Origin of the sequence: Micromonospora thermarum (assembly GCF_012034245.1) — a bacterium.
Taxonomy (GTDB): Bacteria; Actinomycetota; Actinomycetes; order Mycobacteriales; family Micromonosporaceae; genus Micromonospora; species Micromonospora thermarum.
This window is the reverse complement of record NZ_JAATEO010000001.1, coordinates 231,155-247,036: the sequence shown is the minus strand read 5'-3', so window position 1 is coordinate 247,036 and position 15,882 is coordinate 231,155. Positions and strand designations below refer to the sequence as shown.

At 73.5% G+C, this 15,882-nt stretch carries 13 protein-coding genes; 2 read left to right on the top strand and 11 right to left on the bottom strand.

What is annotated here, in order from left to right:
- Positions 1-6: 6 nt before the first annotated feature.
- Both HCJ94_RS01210 and HCJ94_RS01205 read right to left on the bottom strand, forming a co-directional pair.
- Positions 7-762 (bottom strand): PASTA domain-containing protein, encoded by a 756-nt coding sequence (locus HCJ94_RS01210; protein ID WP_167999062.1) that lies wholly within the window; start codon positions 760-762, stop codon positions 7-9.
- Between the two features lie 69 nt (positions 763-831).
- On the bottom strand, positions 832-1,479 hold the full coding sequence (locus tag HCJ94_RS01205) for a PASTA domain-containing protein (protein WP_167999061.1): 648 nt from the start codon (positions 1,477-1,479) through the stop codon (positions 832-834).
- Positions 1,480-1,620: 141 nt separating this feature from the next.
- Between HCJ94_RS01205 and HCJ94_RS01200 the strand changes: the two genes are divergently transcribed.
- Entirely contained in the window at positions 1,621-3,099 is a 1,479-nt protein-coding gene (locus HCJ94_RS01200) for a hypothetical protein (protein WP_240943732.1), read from the top strand.
- A gap of 66 nt (positions 3,100-3,165) precedes the next feature.
- Here the strand turns inward: HCJ94_RS01200 and HCJ94_RS01195 are convergent, their stop codons facing one another.
- Positions 3,166-4,644, bottom strand: coding sequence for a glutamate-cysteine ligase family protein (locus tag HCJ94_RS01195; RefSeq protein ID WP_167999060.1), 1,479 nt, complete (start codon positions 4,642-4,644; stop codon positions 3,166-3,168).
- 273 nt (positions 4,645-4,917) lie between these two features.
- Positions 4,918-5,499 carry a YceI family protein gene (locus HCJ94_RS01190; protein ID WP_167999059.1) on the bottom strand — a complete coding sequence of 194 codons (582 nt, stop codon included), beginning with the start codon at positions 5,497-5,499 and terminating at the stop codon, positions 4,918-4,920.
- A 101-nt stretch (positions 5,500-5,600) separates the two neighbouring features.
- Between HCJ94_RS01190 and HCJ94_RS01185 the strand changes: the two genes are divergently transcribed.
- A complete protein-coding gene (locus tag HCJ94_RS01185) occupies positions 5,601-6,113 on the top strand; it encodes a MarR family winged helix-turn-helix transcriptional regulator (RefSeq protein ID WP_167999058.1) in 513 nt (170 codons plus the stop codon).
- Positions 6,114-6,333: 220 nt separating this feature from the next.
- Here the strand turns inward: HCJ94_RS01185 and HCJ94_RS01180 are convergent, their stop codons facing one another.
- The 7 genes from HCJ94_RS01180 to HCJ94_RS01150 all read right to left on the bottom strand — a co-directional run bounded on the left by HCJ94_RS01180 (position 6,334) and on the right by HCJ94_RS01150 (position 15,872).
- Positions 6,334-8,970 (bottom strand): ATP-binding protein, encoded by a 2,637-nt coding sequence (locus HCJ94_RS01180; protein ID WP_167999057.1) that lies wholly within the window; start codon positions 8,968-8,970, stop codon positions 6,334-6,336.
- 137 nt (positions 8,971-9,107) lie between these two features.
- Positions 9,108-10,262, bottom strand: coding sequence for an acyl-CoA dehydrogenase family protein (locus tag HCJ94_RS01175; protein WP_167999056.1), 1,155 nt, complete (start codon positions 10,260-10,262; stop codon positions 9,108-9,110).
- A 94-nt stretch (positions 10,263-10,356) separates the two neighbouring features.
- Positions 10,357-11,889: an acyl-CoA carboxylase subunit beta gene (locus tag HCJ94_RS01170; protein WP_167999055.1), complete on the bottom strand. Its 1,533-nt coding sequence runs from the start codon at positions 11,887-11,889 to the stop codon at positions 10,357-10,359.
- Between the two features lie 249 nt (positions 11,890-12,138).
- Positions 12,139-13,059, bottom strand: a complete 921-nt coding sequence (locus tag HCJ94_RS01165) for a hydroxymethylglutaryl-CoA lyase (protein WP_167999054.1) — start codon at positions 13,057-13,059, stop codon at positions 12,139-12,141.
- A gap of 162 nt (positions 13,060-13,221) precedes the next feature.
- Entirely contained in the window at positions 13,222-14,559 is a 1,338-nt protein-coding gene (locus HCJ94_RS01160; RefSeq protein WP_167999053.1) for an acetyl-CoA carboxylase biotin carboxylase subunit, read from the bottom strand.
- 72 nt (positions 14,560-14,631) lie between these two features.
- Positions 14,632-15,255: a TetR/AcrR family transcriptional regulator gene (locus tag HCJ94_RS01155; RefSeq protein ID WP_167999052.1), complete on the bottom strand. Its 624-nt coding sequence runs from the start codon at positions 15,253-15,255 to the stop codon at positions 14,632-14,634.
- Positions 15,256-15,281: 26 nt separating this feature from the next.
- Positions 15,282-15,872, bottom strand: a complete 591-nt coding sequence (locus HCJ94_RS01150; protein WP_167999051.1) for a VanZ family protein — start codon at positions 15,870-15,872, stop codon at positions 15,282-15,284.
- Positions 15,873-15,882 lie beyond the last annotated feature (10 nt).

The window sequence follows — 15,882 nt, the reverse complement described above, 5'->3', positions numbered from 1 at the left end:
CCCCCTTCAGGAGGTGGGCGTCGGCTCCGGGCTCGGCGTGGCCGTGGTCGGTGACGGCTCGGGCCGGGACACCACCAGGGTGACCTCCTCGTCCTCCTCCACCAGGTCGCCGGCGTCCGGATCGGTGTCCAACACCGTCCCCGCGGGCCGGTCGGACGTCCGGTACTCGATGCGGTAGTCCAGCCCGGCGCGGTCGAGGATGGCGCGGGCGGTCGCCAGCGGCAGGTTGACCACCGGCGGCATCGGCACCTCGCCCGCCTCGGTCGGCGACGGGGAGGCGGTCGTCGGCGCGGCCGAGGTCGTCGGCGCGGCCGTCGTGGGGGAGGCCCGGGTCAGCGACACCGACGGCGAGGGTTCGGGACCGGTCGGCTCGTCGTCGTCGGCGGCCAGGGCCAGCCACAGGCCGACGCCGAGTGCGCCGAGCAGGAGCAGGATGAGCACGCCCCACAGGATCGGCAGCCACCAGCGGCGGCCCCCCTGGTCCTCGGCGTACCACTCGGTCGTCTCCCGGTACTCGGTCGGCCGCGGCGGTGGCACCCCGGCCCGCCCCGACCACGCGGCCGGGCCACGGGCCTCCGGCGGCATCGGCGCGGTGCGGTCGACCGGCATCGGCCGGGTCTCGTCGCCGGACGCCCCCGCCGGTCTGTCCTCCGGTCGCGGCAACCGCTGCGTACGGTCGGCGGGTTCGGCCCCGGTCGGGGGCAGCGGCCGGGTCCGGTCGTCGTGCTCTCCGGCGGGTGGCTCCTGACGATCGTCGCTCATCCCACGTCCTCCGCTCGCGGCCTGACGTCAACCTAGCGAAATGCACGGCTGTCAGCCGGGATCAGCGCGTCACGGGTTGGGCGACGGCGTGCCGTCGGCGGGCTCGCCGCACCACAGGGCGACCGGGTCACCCCAGGGAGCCTGGCTGTCGCCGGCCGGATCATGCTTGAGCACCGTGCCGCTGCGGCGCAGCGTGTACACGACGCGGAACCCTTCCCCGGCGAGTTCCTCGGCCGCCTCGGCGCAGTCCTCGTCCACCACGTCCGGCACCCGTACGACCGGCGGCGGGCCGCTCACGTACAGGGTGACCGTCCGTCCCGGGGTGACCGCCGTGCCGGCCTTCGGGTAGGTGCGCTCCACGGCCCGCCCGCTGCCCCCCTCGAAGACGAGGCGCCACCGCAGCCCCCGCTCCTCGAGTTCGTCCCGTGCGTCGTCGAAGTCGCGGCCGACCACGTCCGGCACGGTCGGCCCGGTGACCGCCGGACGCGACGGCGTGGACCGCGACGGAATGGGCCGGGACGACGTGGCCGTGACCGGGGCGGCGGTCGGCGTCGCGCTCGCACCCGCCGTCGACGTGGCGCGCCGGTCGTCCTCGCCGGCCAGGATCCAGCCGGTCGTCGCGCCGATCGCGGCGAGCAGCACGGTCGCCAGCCCACCGCCGAGCACCAGCGTCACCCGGTCGTGCCGGGCGCCGGGCGTCGCGTTCCCGTCCGTCATTCCCCCACCGCTTCCCGAGACCGTCGGGAAACCTGCGGTCTCTCAGTCATCGGCGACCGTACCCGGCCGGCCCAACCGCGCTGCGTGACGGTCGACCGTCACCACTCGCCGCGCCGACCACGGGACGTTACGCTCCCGGGCATGGCCAGGGGCTGGGGAGGATCGATCACGACCGCGCTCGGCGTCGCGGCCGGTGCGGGTGCCGCGCAGCTGGGCTTCGGCTACGGGCTGGGCATCATCAACTGGGCTCCGCCGTCCGACGGGGCGGCCGCCGCGACGGCCTGGACGGCCAGTCTGATCTGGGCCACCTGGATCGCCGCCACCTCCACGGTGCTCGGCGCGGTCTGCGCGCAGCGCCTGCGGGCGCGCGGGGCGGCCGGGTCCGACGACACTGCCGGGGCCTCCGTCGCCGGCTCACTCGGCGGCGGGAGCGACTCCCCGACCGGCGAAGTGGACAGCGCGGTCGGTGCCACGCCGGCCGGGTCGTCCGCCACCGGCACCGTCCCGACGGCGGTCCCCGGGACCGCCGGCACGGCCGACGCCCGTGCCACGCGGGGCGCGGACGGCGGGACGCTGGGCCGGTTCACGCTGGCCGTGGCCGCCGGGGTCGGCGCCCTGATCACCGTGCTGCTGGTGGCCGTACCGGCCCGGGTCGCCGTGGTGCCGGACATCTCGGCGCCCCGCGACGTCGCCGCCGTCTACGCCGCCCTGGGGGTGCTGGTCGGGGTCGCGATCGCCGTGTGGGCGTTGCACTCCCGGGCCGCCGCCGGCAACGTGATCGCCACCGTCGGCTGGCTCTGGCTGCTCGCCGTGGTGGCAGTGGTCGACGGCGTCCTCGCGGGGCGCGGCCTCACCAGCGCTCAACTCGGCATCTGGCAGCTGAGCGCGGGCGGCGACGAGCTGTGGATCCGCGACTGGTTCTACTGGCCGGGCGCGCTGCTGTCGCTCGGCTCCGCGCTGGTCATCGGCATCCTGGCCGCGCGGCGCGCGGCGCGGGACCCGGACCGCCGGGTCGGCACGACCGCCTCCGGTGCGGCCGGCCCGCTGCTCGTCGCGGTCGCCTACCTGCTCGCCGTCCCGGGGTTGACCGCGATCGGCCCGGAGCAGGTGTCGGCGCATCTCATCGCCCCGTACGCCGTCATCGTCGGTCTCGGCGGCTCGGCCCTGGTCGCCACGCTCGGCCAGCGAGCCGGTCGCCGTCCGGCCGCCCGTGTGCCGCGGCAGCGCACCGCGCCCGAATCCGGCGCGGGTCCGGACGAGGCCGGCACCGGAGCGACCGGCGCGACGGGTGGCCGGGACACCACCGGCTCCTCGCGCGACGTCGTGGCGGGCGGCGCGGGCGGCGGGGACACCCTGGCGGAGTCGGCACCCGGCGGGTCGACGTCCGCCGGGGATGCCACGGGCGGCACCCGGCGCGGCCGCACCACAGCCGCCCGGGCGAGCGGGAAGAAGGCGAGCGTCACCGACCGGCTGCCCACCCAGCGAGCCGGCGAGATCGAGCAGGTGGACGCCTCCGCCGCAACGACCGGCACGGCCGACGCGACCGACGGTGCCGGGACAACGGACGAGATGTCGACGCGAACGGCCGGCCGCCGTGCCCGGCCTCCCCGCCGGGACTGACCACCGGCGGAGGCCCCGCCAAGGTCACGCTCGATCACGGCGTCGGCCGCCAACGGGGCGGTACGGTCAGCCGACCGGCCAGGTGTGGACGGGCTCGTTGCCGCGCTGGAGGTCGGCGTACCGCTGCACCATGTGGTGCAGGGCGGCGTCCCGGCTCATGTTCCGGTGCCGCTCGGCCGCCCACACCGTCTCCGTCTGCCAGACCGCACCGTTGCGGCCGGTCCGGCAGCGCTGCTCGATGACCCCGAGCAGGCGGTCCCGTTCGGCGGGGGCGACCCCGAACCGGTCCAGCCCGGTCGCCGCCGTCGGCAGCAGGACGTCGAGGACGAGCTTCGTCACCGGCACCTCGCCGAGCCGGGGCCAGTACAGGACGGCGTCCATGCCCCGGCGGGCGGCGGCGTGGAAGTTCTCCTCCGCCGAGCTGAACGTGAGCTGGCTCCAGATCGGCCGGTCCGCCTCGGCCAGCCCGCGCGCGAGGCCGAAGTAGAACGCGGCGTTGGCAAGCATGTCGACCACGGTCGGCCCGGCCGGCAGCACCCGGTTCTCCACCCGCAGGTGGGGGCGGCCGTCCATGATGTCGTACACCGGCCGGTTCCAGCGGTAGACGGTCCCGTTGTGCAGGCGCAGTTCGCCGAGCTGCGGCACGCCCCCGGCGTGCAGGACCTCCACCGGGTCCTCGTCCTCGCAGATCGGCAGCAGCGGCGGGAAGTAGCGGACGTTCTCCTCGAACAGGTCGAAGATCGAAGTGATCCACCGCTCGCCGAACCACACCCGGGGCCGTACGCCCTGGGCCTTCAGCTCGTCCGGCCGGGTGTCGGTGGCCTGCTGGAACAGCGCGATCCGGGTCTCCGCCCAGAGCTGCCGCCCGTACAGGTACGGGGAGTTCGCTCCGATCGCCACCTGGGCGGCGGCGATCGCCTGGGAGGCGTTCCAGTAGTCGGCGAAGCTGTCCGGCGCGACCTGGAGGTGGAACTGGAGGCTGGTGCAGGCCGCCTCGGGGGCGATCGAGTCGGTGTGGGTCTGGAGCCGCTCGATGCCCCGGATGTCGAGTTCGATGTCCTCGCCGCGGGCCCCGACGATCTGGTCGTTGAGCACCCGGTAGCGCTCGTTGGTGGAGAGGTTGTCGGCGACGAGGTGGCGCTCGGTGAGCGTGGGCAGGATGCCGACCAGGACGATCCTCGCGTCCGACTTGGCGGCCCGCTCGTCGGCGCGGGTGAGACTGCTCCGCAGGTCGTGCTCGTAGTCGGCGAACCCGGTGCCCTCGATCAGCCGGGGCAACGCGTTCAGCTCCAGGTTGAACTGCCCCAGCTCGGTCTGGAAGAGCGGGTCGGCGATGTCGGCGAGGATCTGGTCGTTGCGCATCGCCGGCTCGGCGGCGGAGTCGACCAGGTTGAGCTCGATCTCCAGGCCGGTCATCGGCCGGTCGGCGTCGAACCCGAAGTCGTCCAGCATCAGGGCGAAGACGTCCAGGCAGCGACGTACCTTCTGCCGGTAGCGGACCCGGTCCTCGCGGGAGAAGGCGCCCTGCTCGACGTCCCTGCCCATGTGTCCTCCCGGCGCCGGCGCGACGGAACGATGTTGTTCCGCAGCGCATTGTGAACCATCCACGGTAAGAGCGCCCACGGCGCCGGGCCAGAGGCTGAGCCGGCGCTCGGTGCGCCGGGCGGGCCAGGTCTGCGGCCGTACGTGCTCCTGGCGGGATCCCTACCCTGGTCGGGCGGTTGACCATCACCACGGCCCACGAACATGTCGTGACAAATCGCACCGACGCGAAAGGCCCGCGCCGCGGCGCGGGCCTTTCTGGTACGTGGGCGGCGGTCAGGCCTGGCGGACGGCCTCGCCCTCGATCTCGATCTTGATCTTCTTGCCGACCAGCACGCCCCCGGTCTCCAGGGCGACGTTCCAGGTCAGGCCGAAGTCCTCGCGGTCGATCTCGGTGCTCGCCGAGAAACCGAAGATGTCCTGGCCGAACGGGCTGCGGCCGACGCCCTCGAACTCGACCTCCAGGTCGACCGGCCGGGTCACGCCCCGGATGGTCAGCTCACCGGAGAGGACGAACTCGTTGCCGTCACGGGACTTCACGCCGGTGCTGCGGAACTCCAGCGTCGGGTACTGCTCGGCGTCCAGGAACTCCGGGCTGCGCAGGTGCGCGTCGCGGTCGGCCTGGGCGGTGTCGATGCTGGCCGCCTGGATGGTGGCGGTGACCGAGGACTGTATCGGGTCCTCCGCGACGGTGATGGTCGCGGTGGCGTCGGTGAACTCACCGCGTACCTTGCTCACCATCATGTGCCGGGCGACGAAGCCGACGCGCTTGTGGGCGACGTCCAGCAGATAGGTGCCGGCGGCGGGGATGGTGAGGCCCTCCCAGTCGCGGGTAACCGGTTCGGTGCTGCTGGTCATGAGTGCTTCCCTCCGGGGAGATTGTTGAGTAGGCCAACGGCTGCTTCAGCAACTATAGCGGCGACAATATTCCGTGTGTCAAGGACTGCTAAGATGACCTGGTGAACCAGAATGTGTTCGACGATCCCCGGATCACCGCCGTCGGCCTGCTCGTCGAGGCGTACGCCGGGCTGTCGGCCCGGTTCGCCGCCCAGTTCGACGAGCACGGCCTGTCACCGGTTGAGTTCGAGGTGCTCACCCGGCTCGCCCGCTCTCCGGGCAACCAACTGCGGATGACCGACCTCGCCGCCCAGACCTCCCTCTCCACGAGCGGGGTCACCCGGGTGGTTGACCGGATGGAACGGGACGGGCTGCTGACCCGACGCGCCTGCCCGTCCGACCGCCGCAGCTCGTACGCGGTGGTCACGGCCAGCGGGCTGAAGCGGCTGGACGAGGTGCTCCCGGGCCACCTGCGCATCATCGAGGAGTGGTTCACCGGGCAGCTCGAACCCGAGGCGCTCAAGGCACTCCTCGACGGCCTGCGCCGGGTGCGGGACGCCGTCCACCCAGGTGCCACGGCCGGCAGCACCGACCCGCTCCCGACCGAGCACGCGGCCTCCGGGAGCCGTTGCTGACCGCCCTTGGCGGCCACCGGCAGAAAGACCGGCAGAACCGCCGTACACCCGGGCGATAGGCGATCAAACCGGGCAGGGCGGTACACCGGCGGTGGCTAATCTTCGTGCAGCGGGGACGCACCGGGGGGAAACGGCGCGAGCGATGAGCAAGGGGTAGCAAGAGGGGGCTTCGTCGCTCGCGCCACCCCCGGTCCCCGTCCCCACGGCCGGTCCGGGGGCGCTACCTCCCGCGAGCCGCCGCGAGGGCGTACAGGAGCTGTTCCTCGTGCGGCAGCAGCCGGATTCCGCTGCTGCGGCAGACCTCGTCCAACCGGTCCAGCGCGGCCGGATCCGCCGTGCTGGCGGCCAGTCCCACCAGCGCTTCCACCAGGTCACGACGGTCCTGGCTGTCGGCGGCGGCCTCGGCCGCGGCGGCGAACCACTCGGCCGCCAGCTCCCGGTCGCCCCGGTGCAGCGCAAGGTTGCCCTCGATCAGTGCGCAGATGCCGTCCGCCGGGTCGGTGAGCGTTCCCGGCCCGGACCACGCAGCCGTCCGCCCCGGCCCACCGGACGGCCCGTGCGCCGCGCCCGGGCCGTTCCCCACCGGCGTGCCGGACGCCCCCGGCGTTCCCGTCGGCCGCAGCTCGGCCAGCACCTCCGCCGCCTCGGCTGTCCGGCCGTCCTGCGCCAGCGCCAACCCGACGGTGCCCAGCACCCGGCGGCGGTGCCCGGGATCACCCAGTCCGGTCAACGCCGACAGTGTCCGCCGGCCCCGGTCGACCGCGTCGGCGTACCGGCCCTCCAGGCGGGCGACCTCGGCGAGGTTCGCCTGGGCGAGCACCCGCAGTCGCTGCTCCCCGGACTGCGTGGCGAGCCGGTCGACCGCCGCCAGCCGGCGCCGCGCGGCCACGAGGTCGCCCACCCGGATGCCGTGCCAGGCGAGGTTGTTCTGCGCCACCGCCATGTCCCGCGTCCGCCCGTGCCGGGTGGCGAGCGTCAGCACGGCCTCGGCCTGCTCCCGCGCCTCGTCGTGACCGCCGGTACCGATCAGCAGCGCGCACAGGACCGTCCGCGCCTCCAGCTCCCCGGTGACGTCGCCCACCTCGCGGAACGCGGCCAGCGCCGCCCGGGCGGACGGCATCTCCTCGCCCCCGGCACCGTGTTCGGCGGCCAGCCGGGCCACCCCCAGGGACGCCCACGCCCGGAGCACCGGGTCGGCGTCGGCGGTACGCGGGTCGGCGAGCAGTCGCCGCAACCACCGCCGGCCGGCGACGTCCCGGCCCCGGAATCGCCACCACCGGGAGAGCCCGGCGGCCAGCCGCAGCGCGGTCACCGGGTCGTCGACGGCGGCGTGCGCCAGCGCGGAGCTGATGTCACCGCTCACCTCGTCCAGCCGGTGCACCGCCGCCGTCAGGTGGACGCCGACCAGCTCCGGCGCGGTACGGGTCACCAGCCGGGCCATCGCCCGGGCGTGGCGCCGCCGCACGCAGGTGAGTTCACCGGCGCCGGCGGCCTGTTCGGCGGCGAAGTCCCGCACGGCGTCGAGCAGCCGGAACCGGAACGGCCCGCTGCCGCGTACGCTCAGCAGCCCCAGTTGGAGCAGCCGGTCCAGCAGCGGCACCGGATCCGGAACGACCGCTCCGGCCGGGTCTCCGTCGTCGGCGAGCACCTCCTCGGCCAGCTCGATGGACCAGCGGTTGCCGAAGACGGCGAGCCGCCGCAGGGCGGCCTGCTCCTCCGGCGCGAGCAGCAGGTAGCTGGTCGCCACCGCGTCCCGGAGCGTCTCGGCCACGGCCGGGTCGGTGGCGTCCCAGCCCGGCCGCTCGGCCGCCCCGGAGGAGGTGGCCAGGTCCAGGACGCGGTCGCCGTACCGGTCGAGCAGTTCGTTGAGGTCGAGGATGCGGCCCCGCGCCGCCATCAGTTCGATGGCCAGGGGCAGCCCGCCGAGGCGGCGGACCAGCCGTGCCATCGCCGGCAACTCGGCCGGGGTGGGCGGGTCGGGGCGTACCTGGGCGAGGCGGGCGGCGAACAGCGCGACCGCCGGATATCCGGCGAGCGCGGCGGGCCCGGCGTGGTCCTGGCCGGGCGGCGGGACGTCCAGCGGGGAGACCGGGCGGACCCGTTCACCGCGCAACCCGACCGGATGCCGGCCGGTGACCAGCACCCGCAGCGACGGCACCGCGACCGCGAGCCGGCGCACGGTCTCCGCGACCGGGTCGGGGGCCCGCTCCACCGCGTCCATCAGGAGCAGCGCCGGCCGCCCGGCGAGGCGTACGGCGAGGTCGGGGAGGCGGGACACCTCGAAGACCGCGATCGAGGCGGCGAGCACGTCGGCGGCGTCCGACCCCTCTCCGATCAGCACGCCGGCCACCCCGCCCGGGTGGTGTCCGGCCACCGCGTGGGCGACCGACAGGGCCAGTGCGGTCTTGCCGACCCCGGCCAGCCCGACCAGGCTGACCAGCCGGGGTGCCGGCTCGTCGGTGAGCATCTTGACCAGCTCGGCCACGTCGCGTTCCCGGCCGATCAGCTCGGCGGCGGGTGGCAGCGCGACGGGTGCGGCGGCGTCGGCGTCGTGATGGCGGGCCGGCGGGGGGTCGGCCGGGGCGGACCGGGGAACCGGCACCGGGCGGGCCGCGGCGAGAAACGCCGAGCGGGCCGGCTCGGCCAGCCCGAGCGCGGTGGCGAGCAGCTCGACCGTCGTGCGTTGCGGCCGAAGGGAGCGGCCGCGCTCCAGCTCACGCACGGTCCGTACGCCGATGCCGGCCCGGGACGCCAACTCGGCCTGGGTGAGGCCGGCGGCGAGCCGGTGTCCACGGAGAAGGTCGGGCAGCCCGGTGAGGCCGCCCGGTCTCCGCGAACGATCATGATCCGGGGTCATGGGCAGGAAGGGTACGGATGACGTCCGACCGCCGACAGCGAATCGTCGTCCTGCCGACCCCGCGCTGCGGATATCCGACAGCAACGCCGACGGGCAAGGTGGCCCGACCACACAAAAGGTCGGGCCCGTGGTGTCCGTCACATACCGAGATCGCGCGCGATGATCATGCGCTGCACCTCGGACGTGCCCTCGCCGATCTCCAGGATCTTGGAGTCCCGCCAGAAGCGGGCCACCGGGTACTCGTTCATGAAGCCGTAGCCGCCGTGGATCTGCGTCGCCTCGCGGGCGTTGTCGACCGCGATGGTGCTGGCGTGCAGCTTGGCGATCGCGGCCTGGCGCTTGAACGGCTCCCCGGCGAGCATCCGGGCGGCGGCGTCGTAGTACGCCAGCCGGGCCGTGTGCGCCTTCATCTCCATGTCGGCGATCTTGAACTGGATGGCCTGGTAGTTGCCGATCGGTTGGCCGAAGGCGTGGCGCTCCTTCGCGTACTTGACGGACTCGTCCACGCAGCCCTGGGCGAGACCGACGGCGAGCGCGGCGATCGCGATGCGGCCCTCGTCGAGGATCCGCAGGAACTGGGCGAAGCCACGGCCGCGCTCACCGAGCAGGTTGGCCGCCGGCACCCGGCAGTCGTCGAAGGTCAGCTCGTGGGTGTCCGAGGCGGTCCAGCCGACCTTGGAGTAGCCGGGGGCGACGGTGAAGCCGGGGGTCCCGGACGGGACGATGATCGTGGACAGCTCCTTCGAGCCGTCCGGCTTCGTGCCGGTGACCGCGGTGACGGTGACCAGGACCGTGATCTCGGTGCCCGAGTTGGTGATGAACGCCTTCGAGCCGTTGATCACCCACTCGTTCGTCGTCTCGTCCAGCACGGCCCGCGTCTGGGTGCCGCCGGCGTCCGAGCCGAAGCCCGGCTCGGTCAGGCCGAAGGCGGCCAGCGCCTCGCCGCTGCACAGCTTCGGCAACCACTGCGCCTTCTGCTCCTCGGTGCCGAAGCGGTAGATCGGCATCGCGCCGAGCGAGACCGCCGCCTCCAGGGTGATCGCCACGCTGGAGTCGACCCGCGCCAGCTCCTCCAGGGCCAGGCAGAGCGCGAAGTAGTCGCCGCCCATGCCGCCGTGCTCCTCCGGGAAGGGCAGCCCGAACAGGCCCATCTTCCCCATCTGGCGGACCACCTCGTACGGGAAGGTGTGCTGCTCGTAGTGCTCGGCGATGACCGGCGCGACCACCTCGCGGGCGAATTCCCGCACGCTCTGCCGCAGCGCCTCGTGCTCCTCGGTGAGCCGGAAGTCCATGGGATTCCTCCTGGTGTGGAAGGGCCGCCGGGCGCTCGTGACGCCGGGATGGGTCGGTGCGGTGGCGGGCCGGCCGGGTGGGGCCGGCGGCGCGTCAGACCGGGGTGACGCCGTGCCGGCGCCGGGAGAAGTGCCGCTCCTTGCCGCAGGCGGCCGCGAAGCGCCGGATCAGCTCGGCGCGCAGTTCATGCGGCTCGACGATCGCGTCGACCACCAGCTCGCTGGCGAGGCGGACGATGTCGATGTCCCGCTCGTACTCCTCGCGCTTCGCGGCGACGAACGCGGCCCGCTCGGCCTCGTCCGCGATCGCCGCGATCTTGTTGGCGTAGACGGCGTTGACGGCCGCCTCGGCGCCCATCACCGCGATCTTCGCGGTGGGCAGGGCGATCGTGGCGTCCGGTTCGAAGCCGGGGCCGGCCATCGCGTAGAGGCCCGCGCCGTACGCCTTGCGGACCACGACGCAGATCTTGGGTACGGTCGCCTCGGAGATCGCGGTGATCATCTTGGCGCCGTGCCGGATGATGCCCTGCTTCTCCACCGCGCTGCCGACCATGAACCCGGGCACGTCGGAGAGGAACAGCAGCGGGACGTTGAAGGCGTCGCAGAGCTGCACGAACCGGGTCGCCTTGTCGGCCGAGTCGACGAAGAGCACGCCGCCCTTGAACATCGAGTTGTTGCCGACGACGCCGACAACCTCACCGTTCAGCCGGCCGAAGCCGATCGTCAACTCCTTGGCCCACAGCGCCTGGATCTCGAAGAAGCTGCCCTCGTCGAGCAGGCCCTTCGCGTACCGCCGCATGTCGAACGCCTGCCGCTCGCTCGCCGGAACCAGTGCCGCGAGGTCGGCCTTCTCCGGCGCGGCGACGACCTCGGCCGTCGGCGGCGCCTGCGTCCAGTTCGCCGGCAGGTACGACAGGTAGCTCTTGACGACGTCGAGCGCCTCGGCCTCGGTCTTGCAGAGGAAGTGACCCACGCCGGACTCGGCGCAGTGCACCTTGGCCCCGCCCATCGCCTCGAGGGTGGTCTTCTCGCCGGTCACCATCTCGACCATGCGGTCGGAGCCCAGGTACATGCTGGCGTTGCCGTCGACCATGGCGACCACGTCGCAGAACGCCGGGATGTACGCCCCGCCCGCCGCGCTCGGCCCGAACAGGGCGCAGACCTGCGGGATCGACCCGGAGGCGCGGACCTGGTTCCAGAAGATCTTCCCGGCGCCCCGGCGGCCGGGGAACAGCTCGACCTGGTCGGTGATCCGGGCACCGGCCGAGTCGACCAGGTACACCATCGGCACGCCGGTCGTGTACGCCCGCTCGATGATCCGGATGATCTTCTCGACGGTCCGCGCGCCCCAGCTCCCGGCCTTGACCGTCGAGTCGTTCGCCATCAGGCAGACGGGCCGACCGTCGATGGTGGCGGTGCCGGTCACGACGCCGTCGGCCGGCAGGCCCTCGGCCAGCGCGTTGGCGTACAGGCCGTCCTCGACGAACGAGCCCTCGTCAACCAGGAGCGCGACCCGTTCCCGGGCGAAGAGCTTGCCCTTGGCGGCGTTGGCCGCGTGGTACTTGTCCGCACCGCCGGCCTTGGCGCGCTTGCGCAGCTGCTCCAGTGCCTCACCGTCGAGCGTCACAACGCTCCCCCCTGCCCGCCGCGCACGCGCCTCGTGAGCACGCCAACCGACCTGAACGATCGTTAGGTTAGCGCACCGAGCCACCCCGCGACGACCCCCGCCCGCGCCCCACCCCCACCTCTCCGCGATCTTGCACTTCCGGCCAGCCTTATACGCCCTTTGACCGAGTTCGTCGGGGCAGAAAGTGCAAGATCGCGGGGACAGCGGGGGCGGGGGGCGGGGGACGGGGGCGGGGCACCCCGGGGCGGGTCAGGAGGGGATCGGGGTCAGGCGGGTGCGGGGGCCGGCGCGGAGGACGCCGGACGGGAGGCGCTTTCCGGTGAGGTTCTCGGCGAGCTCGGCGACCTCGATGAGGGCGTCCAGGTCGATCCCCGTGTCGATGCCCATGTCGTGCAGCATGTGCACGGCCTCCTCGGTGGCGAGGTTGCCGCTGGCCCCCGGCGCGTACGGGCAGCCACCGAGGCCGCCGACGCTGGCGTCGAACTCGGTGACGCCCAGTTCGAGGGCGGTCAGCAGGTTCGCCAGGGCGGTGCCCCGGGTGTTGTGGAAGTGCAGCAGCACCGGGACGTGGGCGTTGCGGTCGCGTACCGCCGTCAGCAGCTCGCGGACCCGGCGCGGCGTCCCCATGCCGGTGGTGTCACCGAAGGCCACCCGGTCGGCGCCGTCGCGGACCACCCGGTCCACGATGCCCGCCACGCGGGCCGGGTCGACGTCCCCCTCGTACGGGCAGCCGAAGCTCGTCGCGATGATGACCTCGGCCCGCGCGCCGGCACCGTGCAGCAGGTCGATCAGCTCCGAGATGTCGTCCAGCGACTCCTCCGTGGAGCGGTTGACGTTGCGCCGGTTGTGCGTGTCGCTCGCCGAGACGACGACCTCGATCTCGGTGAAGCCGGCGGCCAGGGCGCGCTGCGCGCCCCGCGTGTTCGGGACGAGCGCCGAGTAGCGCACCCCGTCGACCTTCGCGGCCCGCTGCCACACCTCGTCGGCGTCGGCCATCTGCGGGATCGCCTTCGGGTGCACGAACGAGACGGCCTCGATCCGCTTCACGCCGGTCCGCGACAGCGCGTCGAGCAGCCGCACCTTCGCGTCGGTCGGGATGGGTTCCTCGTTCTGCAACCCGTCCCGAGGCCCGACCTCCCGAATGGACACGAACTCCGGCAGGCTCGTCATAGGGGTCACCTCACTGTGACGGCATCACGTTGGATGCCTCCACCCTGCCACCCCGCCCGCCCGGCGCGCACCCACCCCGCCCCACTCCGGTTGATCATGAAGTTAGCGGGGACAAATGGGGCAGACGAACCCGCTAACTCCATGATCAAGGCAGAACGGCGGTCAGCGCATGCGGCCCACGATGCCGGTGTCGTAGTCGCCGGAGAGGAACTCAGGGTTCTCCAGCAGCTCGGCGAAGAAGGGGAGGTTGTTCTTCGGGCCCGCCAGCTCGAAGCTCGCCACCGCGGCCTTGGCGCGGGCGATCGCTTCCGCTCGGTCCTTGCCGCTCACGATGAGCTTCGCCATCAGGCTGTCGTAGAACGGGGTGACCGTGTTGCCGGCGACGTACCCGGAGTCCACGCGCACCCCCTCGCCGGTCGGCTCGACCCAGGTCGTGATCCCGCCCGGGCCCGGCAGGAAGCGCTTCGGGTCCTCAGCGTTGATCCGCAGCTCGATCGCGTGGCCGCGCGGCGTGAGCGCGTCCGGGTCGAACGTCGGCGCCAGGCCGGCCGCCACCCGCAGCTGCTCCTCGACCAGGTCGACGCCGTAGACCAGCTCGGTCACCGGGTGCTCGACCTGGAGGCGCGTGTTCATCTCCAGAAAGAAGAACTCCCCGGTGGTGGGGTCGAGCAGGCACTCGACCGTGCCCGCGTTGCGGTACCCGACGGCCTCACCGGCGCGCACCGCCGCGGCCAGGAAGCGCGACCGCAGCTCCGGCGACACCGCCGGGGACGGCGACTCCTCGACCAGCTTCTGGTTGCGCCGCTGCACCGAGCACTCGCGCTCGCCCAGAGCCACCACCCGGCCGTCGGCCAGGCCCAGGATCTGCACCTCCACGTGGCGCACCCGGGGGAAGTACCGCTCGATCAGCACCGAGCCGTCGCCGAACATCCGCTCGGCGAACGAGCGCACCTTGTCGTACTCGGTGCGCAGGGCAGCCTCGTCGACGGCGACGCCCATGCCCATGCCGCCACCGCCGGCGGCGGCCTTGACCATCACCGGGTAGCCGATCTCCGCCGCTGCGGCGACCGCCGCGTCCAGGTCGGCCGCCGGGTCGGTGGTGCCCGGGGCGACCGGCACCCCGGCGGCCGCCATCAGGTTCCGGGCGTTGATCTTGTCGCCCATCGCGCTGATCGCGTCCGCGCCGGGCCCGACCCAGATCAGGCCGCCCGCCTCGACGGTACGGGCGAACTCGGCGTTCTCGGAGAGGAAGCCGTAGCCGGGGTGGATCGCCTGCGCGCCGGTGGACTTGGCGGCGGCGAGGATCGCCTCGGTGTTGCGGTAGCTCTGGGCCGGGTTGGCCGGACCCACGCAGACGGCCTCGTCGGCCTCGGTCACGAACGGCAGGCCGGCGTCGGCCTCCGAGTGCACCGCGATCGCGCGAACCCCGAGCCGCTTCGCGGTACGGATGATCCGGCGGGCGATCTCGCCCCGATTGGCGACCAGCAGCGACTCGATCATGTTTCCTCCAGCGTCCGGGGGTCGAACGGAAGCTAGGGAATCACGCCGAACCGGTTACTCACGAGTCGGAGGTCAGGATCCGGTGGGCGCGAGCAGGGCGGCGAGCGTCGCGCCGCGCAGCAGCTCGGCCCGGCGCTGCCGGTCCACCTCGCCACCGAGGAACGGGGTGGAGTTCATCAGGCCGAACGCCGCGTGGGCGAGCACCCGCGCCTCACCGTCGGGCAGGCCCGGGTGCAGCGCGGTCAGCACGGTCACCCACTCCTCGACGTACAGCCGCTGGAGCCGGCGGATCCGGCGGCGCGGCTCGTCGGGCAGCCGGTCCAGCTCGTGCAGGTGCAGGGCGATCACGGCCGGGTTGGCCAGCGCGAAGTCGACGTGGAAGTCGATCAGCGACTCGAGCGCGCCGCGCGGGTCGTCCGGGTGGCCGGCGGAGCGCTCGCGGCCGCCGGCGAGCAGCCCTTCGCTGACCGGGATCAGCGCGGCGACGAGCATCGCTTCCTTGCCGGCGAAGTGGTGGTAGAGCGCCGGACCGGTGACCCCGGCGGCCGCGCCGATGTCGTCCATCGAGACGCCGTGGTAGCCACGGGCGGCGAAGAGCCCGACCGCGATCTCCAGGATCTCGTCCTTGCGTGACCGGCGCCGGCCGGAACCCGTGCCGCCGTTCGTCGTGCCCCGCGCGTGCTGCTCCACCGTCACCGGGCAAGCGTAGACCGCGCGCCGCCTCAGGTGGAGGCGTGGTTACCGGTCGGTCGCTCACATCCGGCCGGCACGGTGGCACGCGCGGGGACCGTACGGCGGGTGGCCCACCATGGCCGCGAGAGCAGCCCGGCCAGGGCCGCCCCGGCCGCGTTGAGCAGCACGTCGTCGACCGAGGTGACCCGCCCGAGGTCCAGCGCGTACTGCGCCGACTCGACCAGCACCGAGCCGGCGGCGCCGAGCAGGAAGAGCCGGCCGGCGCCGGCGAGCGCGGGTACGCGTACCGGGGCGAAGAAGCCCAGCGCGGCGAAGACCAGCAGGTTCCCGACGACCTGGACCACGACGGCGGCCGGGGCTCCGGTGAGCAGGCCGGCCAGGTCGCGCAGCGGCACCAGGTCGAGCTCGCGGGGCGCGTCGCGCGGGGTGAGGATCATCCAGACCCAGGGGAGGGTGCCGGCCACCGCGCCGACCTCGGCGACGCTGCGCCACCACGCCGCACGGCGCGTCGGGGCGTCCCGCCGGAGGCCGGCCAGTACGGCGACGAGCAGCGCCACCATCGGCAGGCCGACCGCCGTGGCGGTCAGGACGTCACCCCAGTCCCGCCACACCTGCGTCATCGGCGCAGCG

Excerpts from the sequence above, each read along its gene's own strand:
- HCJ94_RS01210 (WP_167999062.1), bottom strand. The coding sequence starts at position 762 with ATGAGCGACGATCGTCAGGAGCCACCCGCCGGAGAGCACGACGACCGG.
- HCJ94_RS01175 (WP_167999056.1), bottom strand. The coding sequence starts at position 10,262 with ATGGACTTCCGGCTCACCGAGGAGCACGAGGCGCTGCGGCAGAGCGTG.
- HCJ94_RS01180 (WP_167999057.1), bottom strand. The coding sequence starts at position 8,970 with ATGACCCCGGATCATGATCGTTCGCGGAGACCGGGCGGCCTCACCGGG.
- HCJ94_RS01205 (WP_167999061.1), bottom strand. The coding sequence starts at position 1,479 with ATGACGGACGGGAACGCGACGCCCGGCGCCCGGCACGACCGGGTGACG.
- HCJ94_RS01160 (WP_167999053.1), bottom strand. The coding sequence starts at position 14,559 with ATGATCGAGTCGCTGCTGGTCGCCAATCGGGGCGAGATCGCCCGCCGG.
- HCJ94_RS01150 (WP_167999051.1), bottom strand. The coding sequence starts at position 15,872 with ATGACGCAGGTGTGGCGGGACTGGGGTGACGTCCTGACCGCCACGGCG.
- HCJ94_RS01200 (WP_240943732.1), top strand. The coding sequence starts at position 1,621 with ATGGCCAGGGGCTGGGGAGGATCGATCACGACCGCGCTCGGCGTCGCG.
- HCJ94_RS01195 (WP_167999060.1), bottom strand. The coding sequence starts at position 4,644 with ATGGGCAGGGACGTCGAGCAGGGCGCCTTCTCCCGCGAGGACCGGGTC.
- HCJ94_RS01165 (WP_167999054.1), bottom strand. The coding sequence starts at position 13,059 with ATGACGAGCCTGCCGGAGTTCGTGTCCATTCGGGAGGTCGGGCCTCGG.
- HCJ94_RS01190 (WP_167999059.1), bottom strand. The coding sequence starts at position 5,499 with ATGACCAGCAGCACCGAACCGGTTACCCGCGACTGGGAGGGCCTCACC.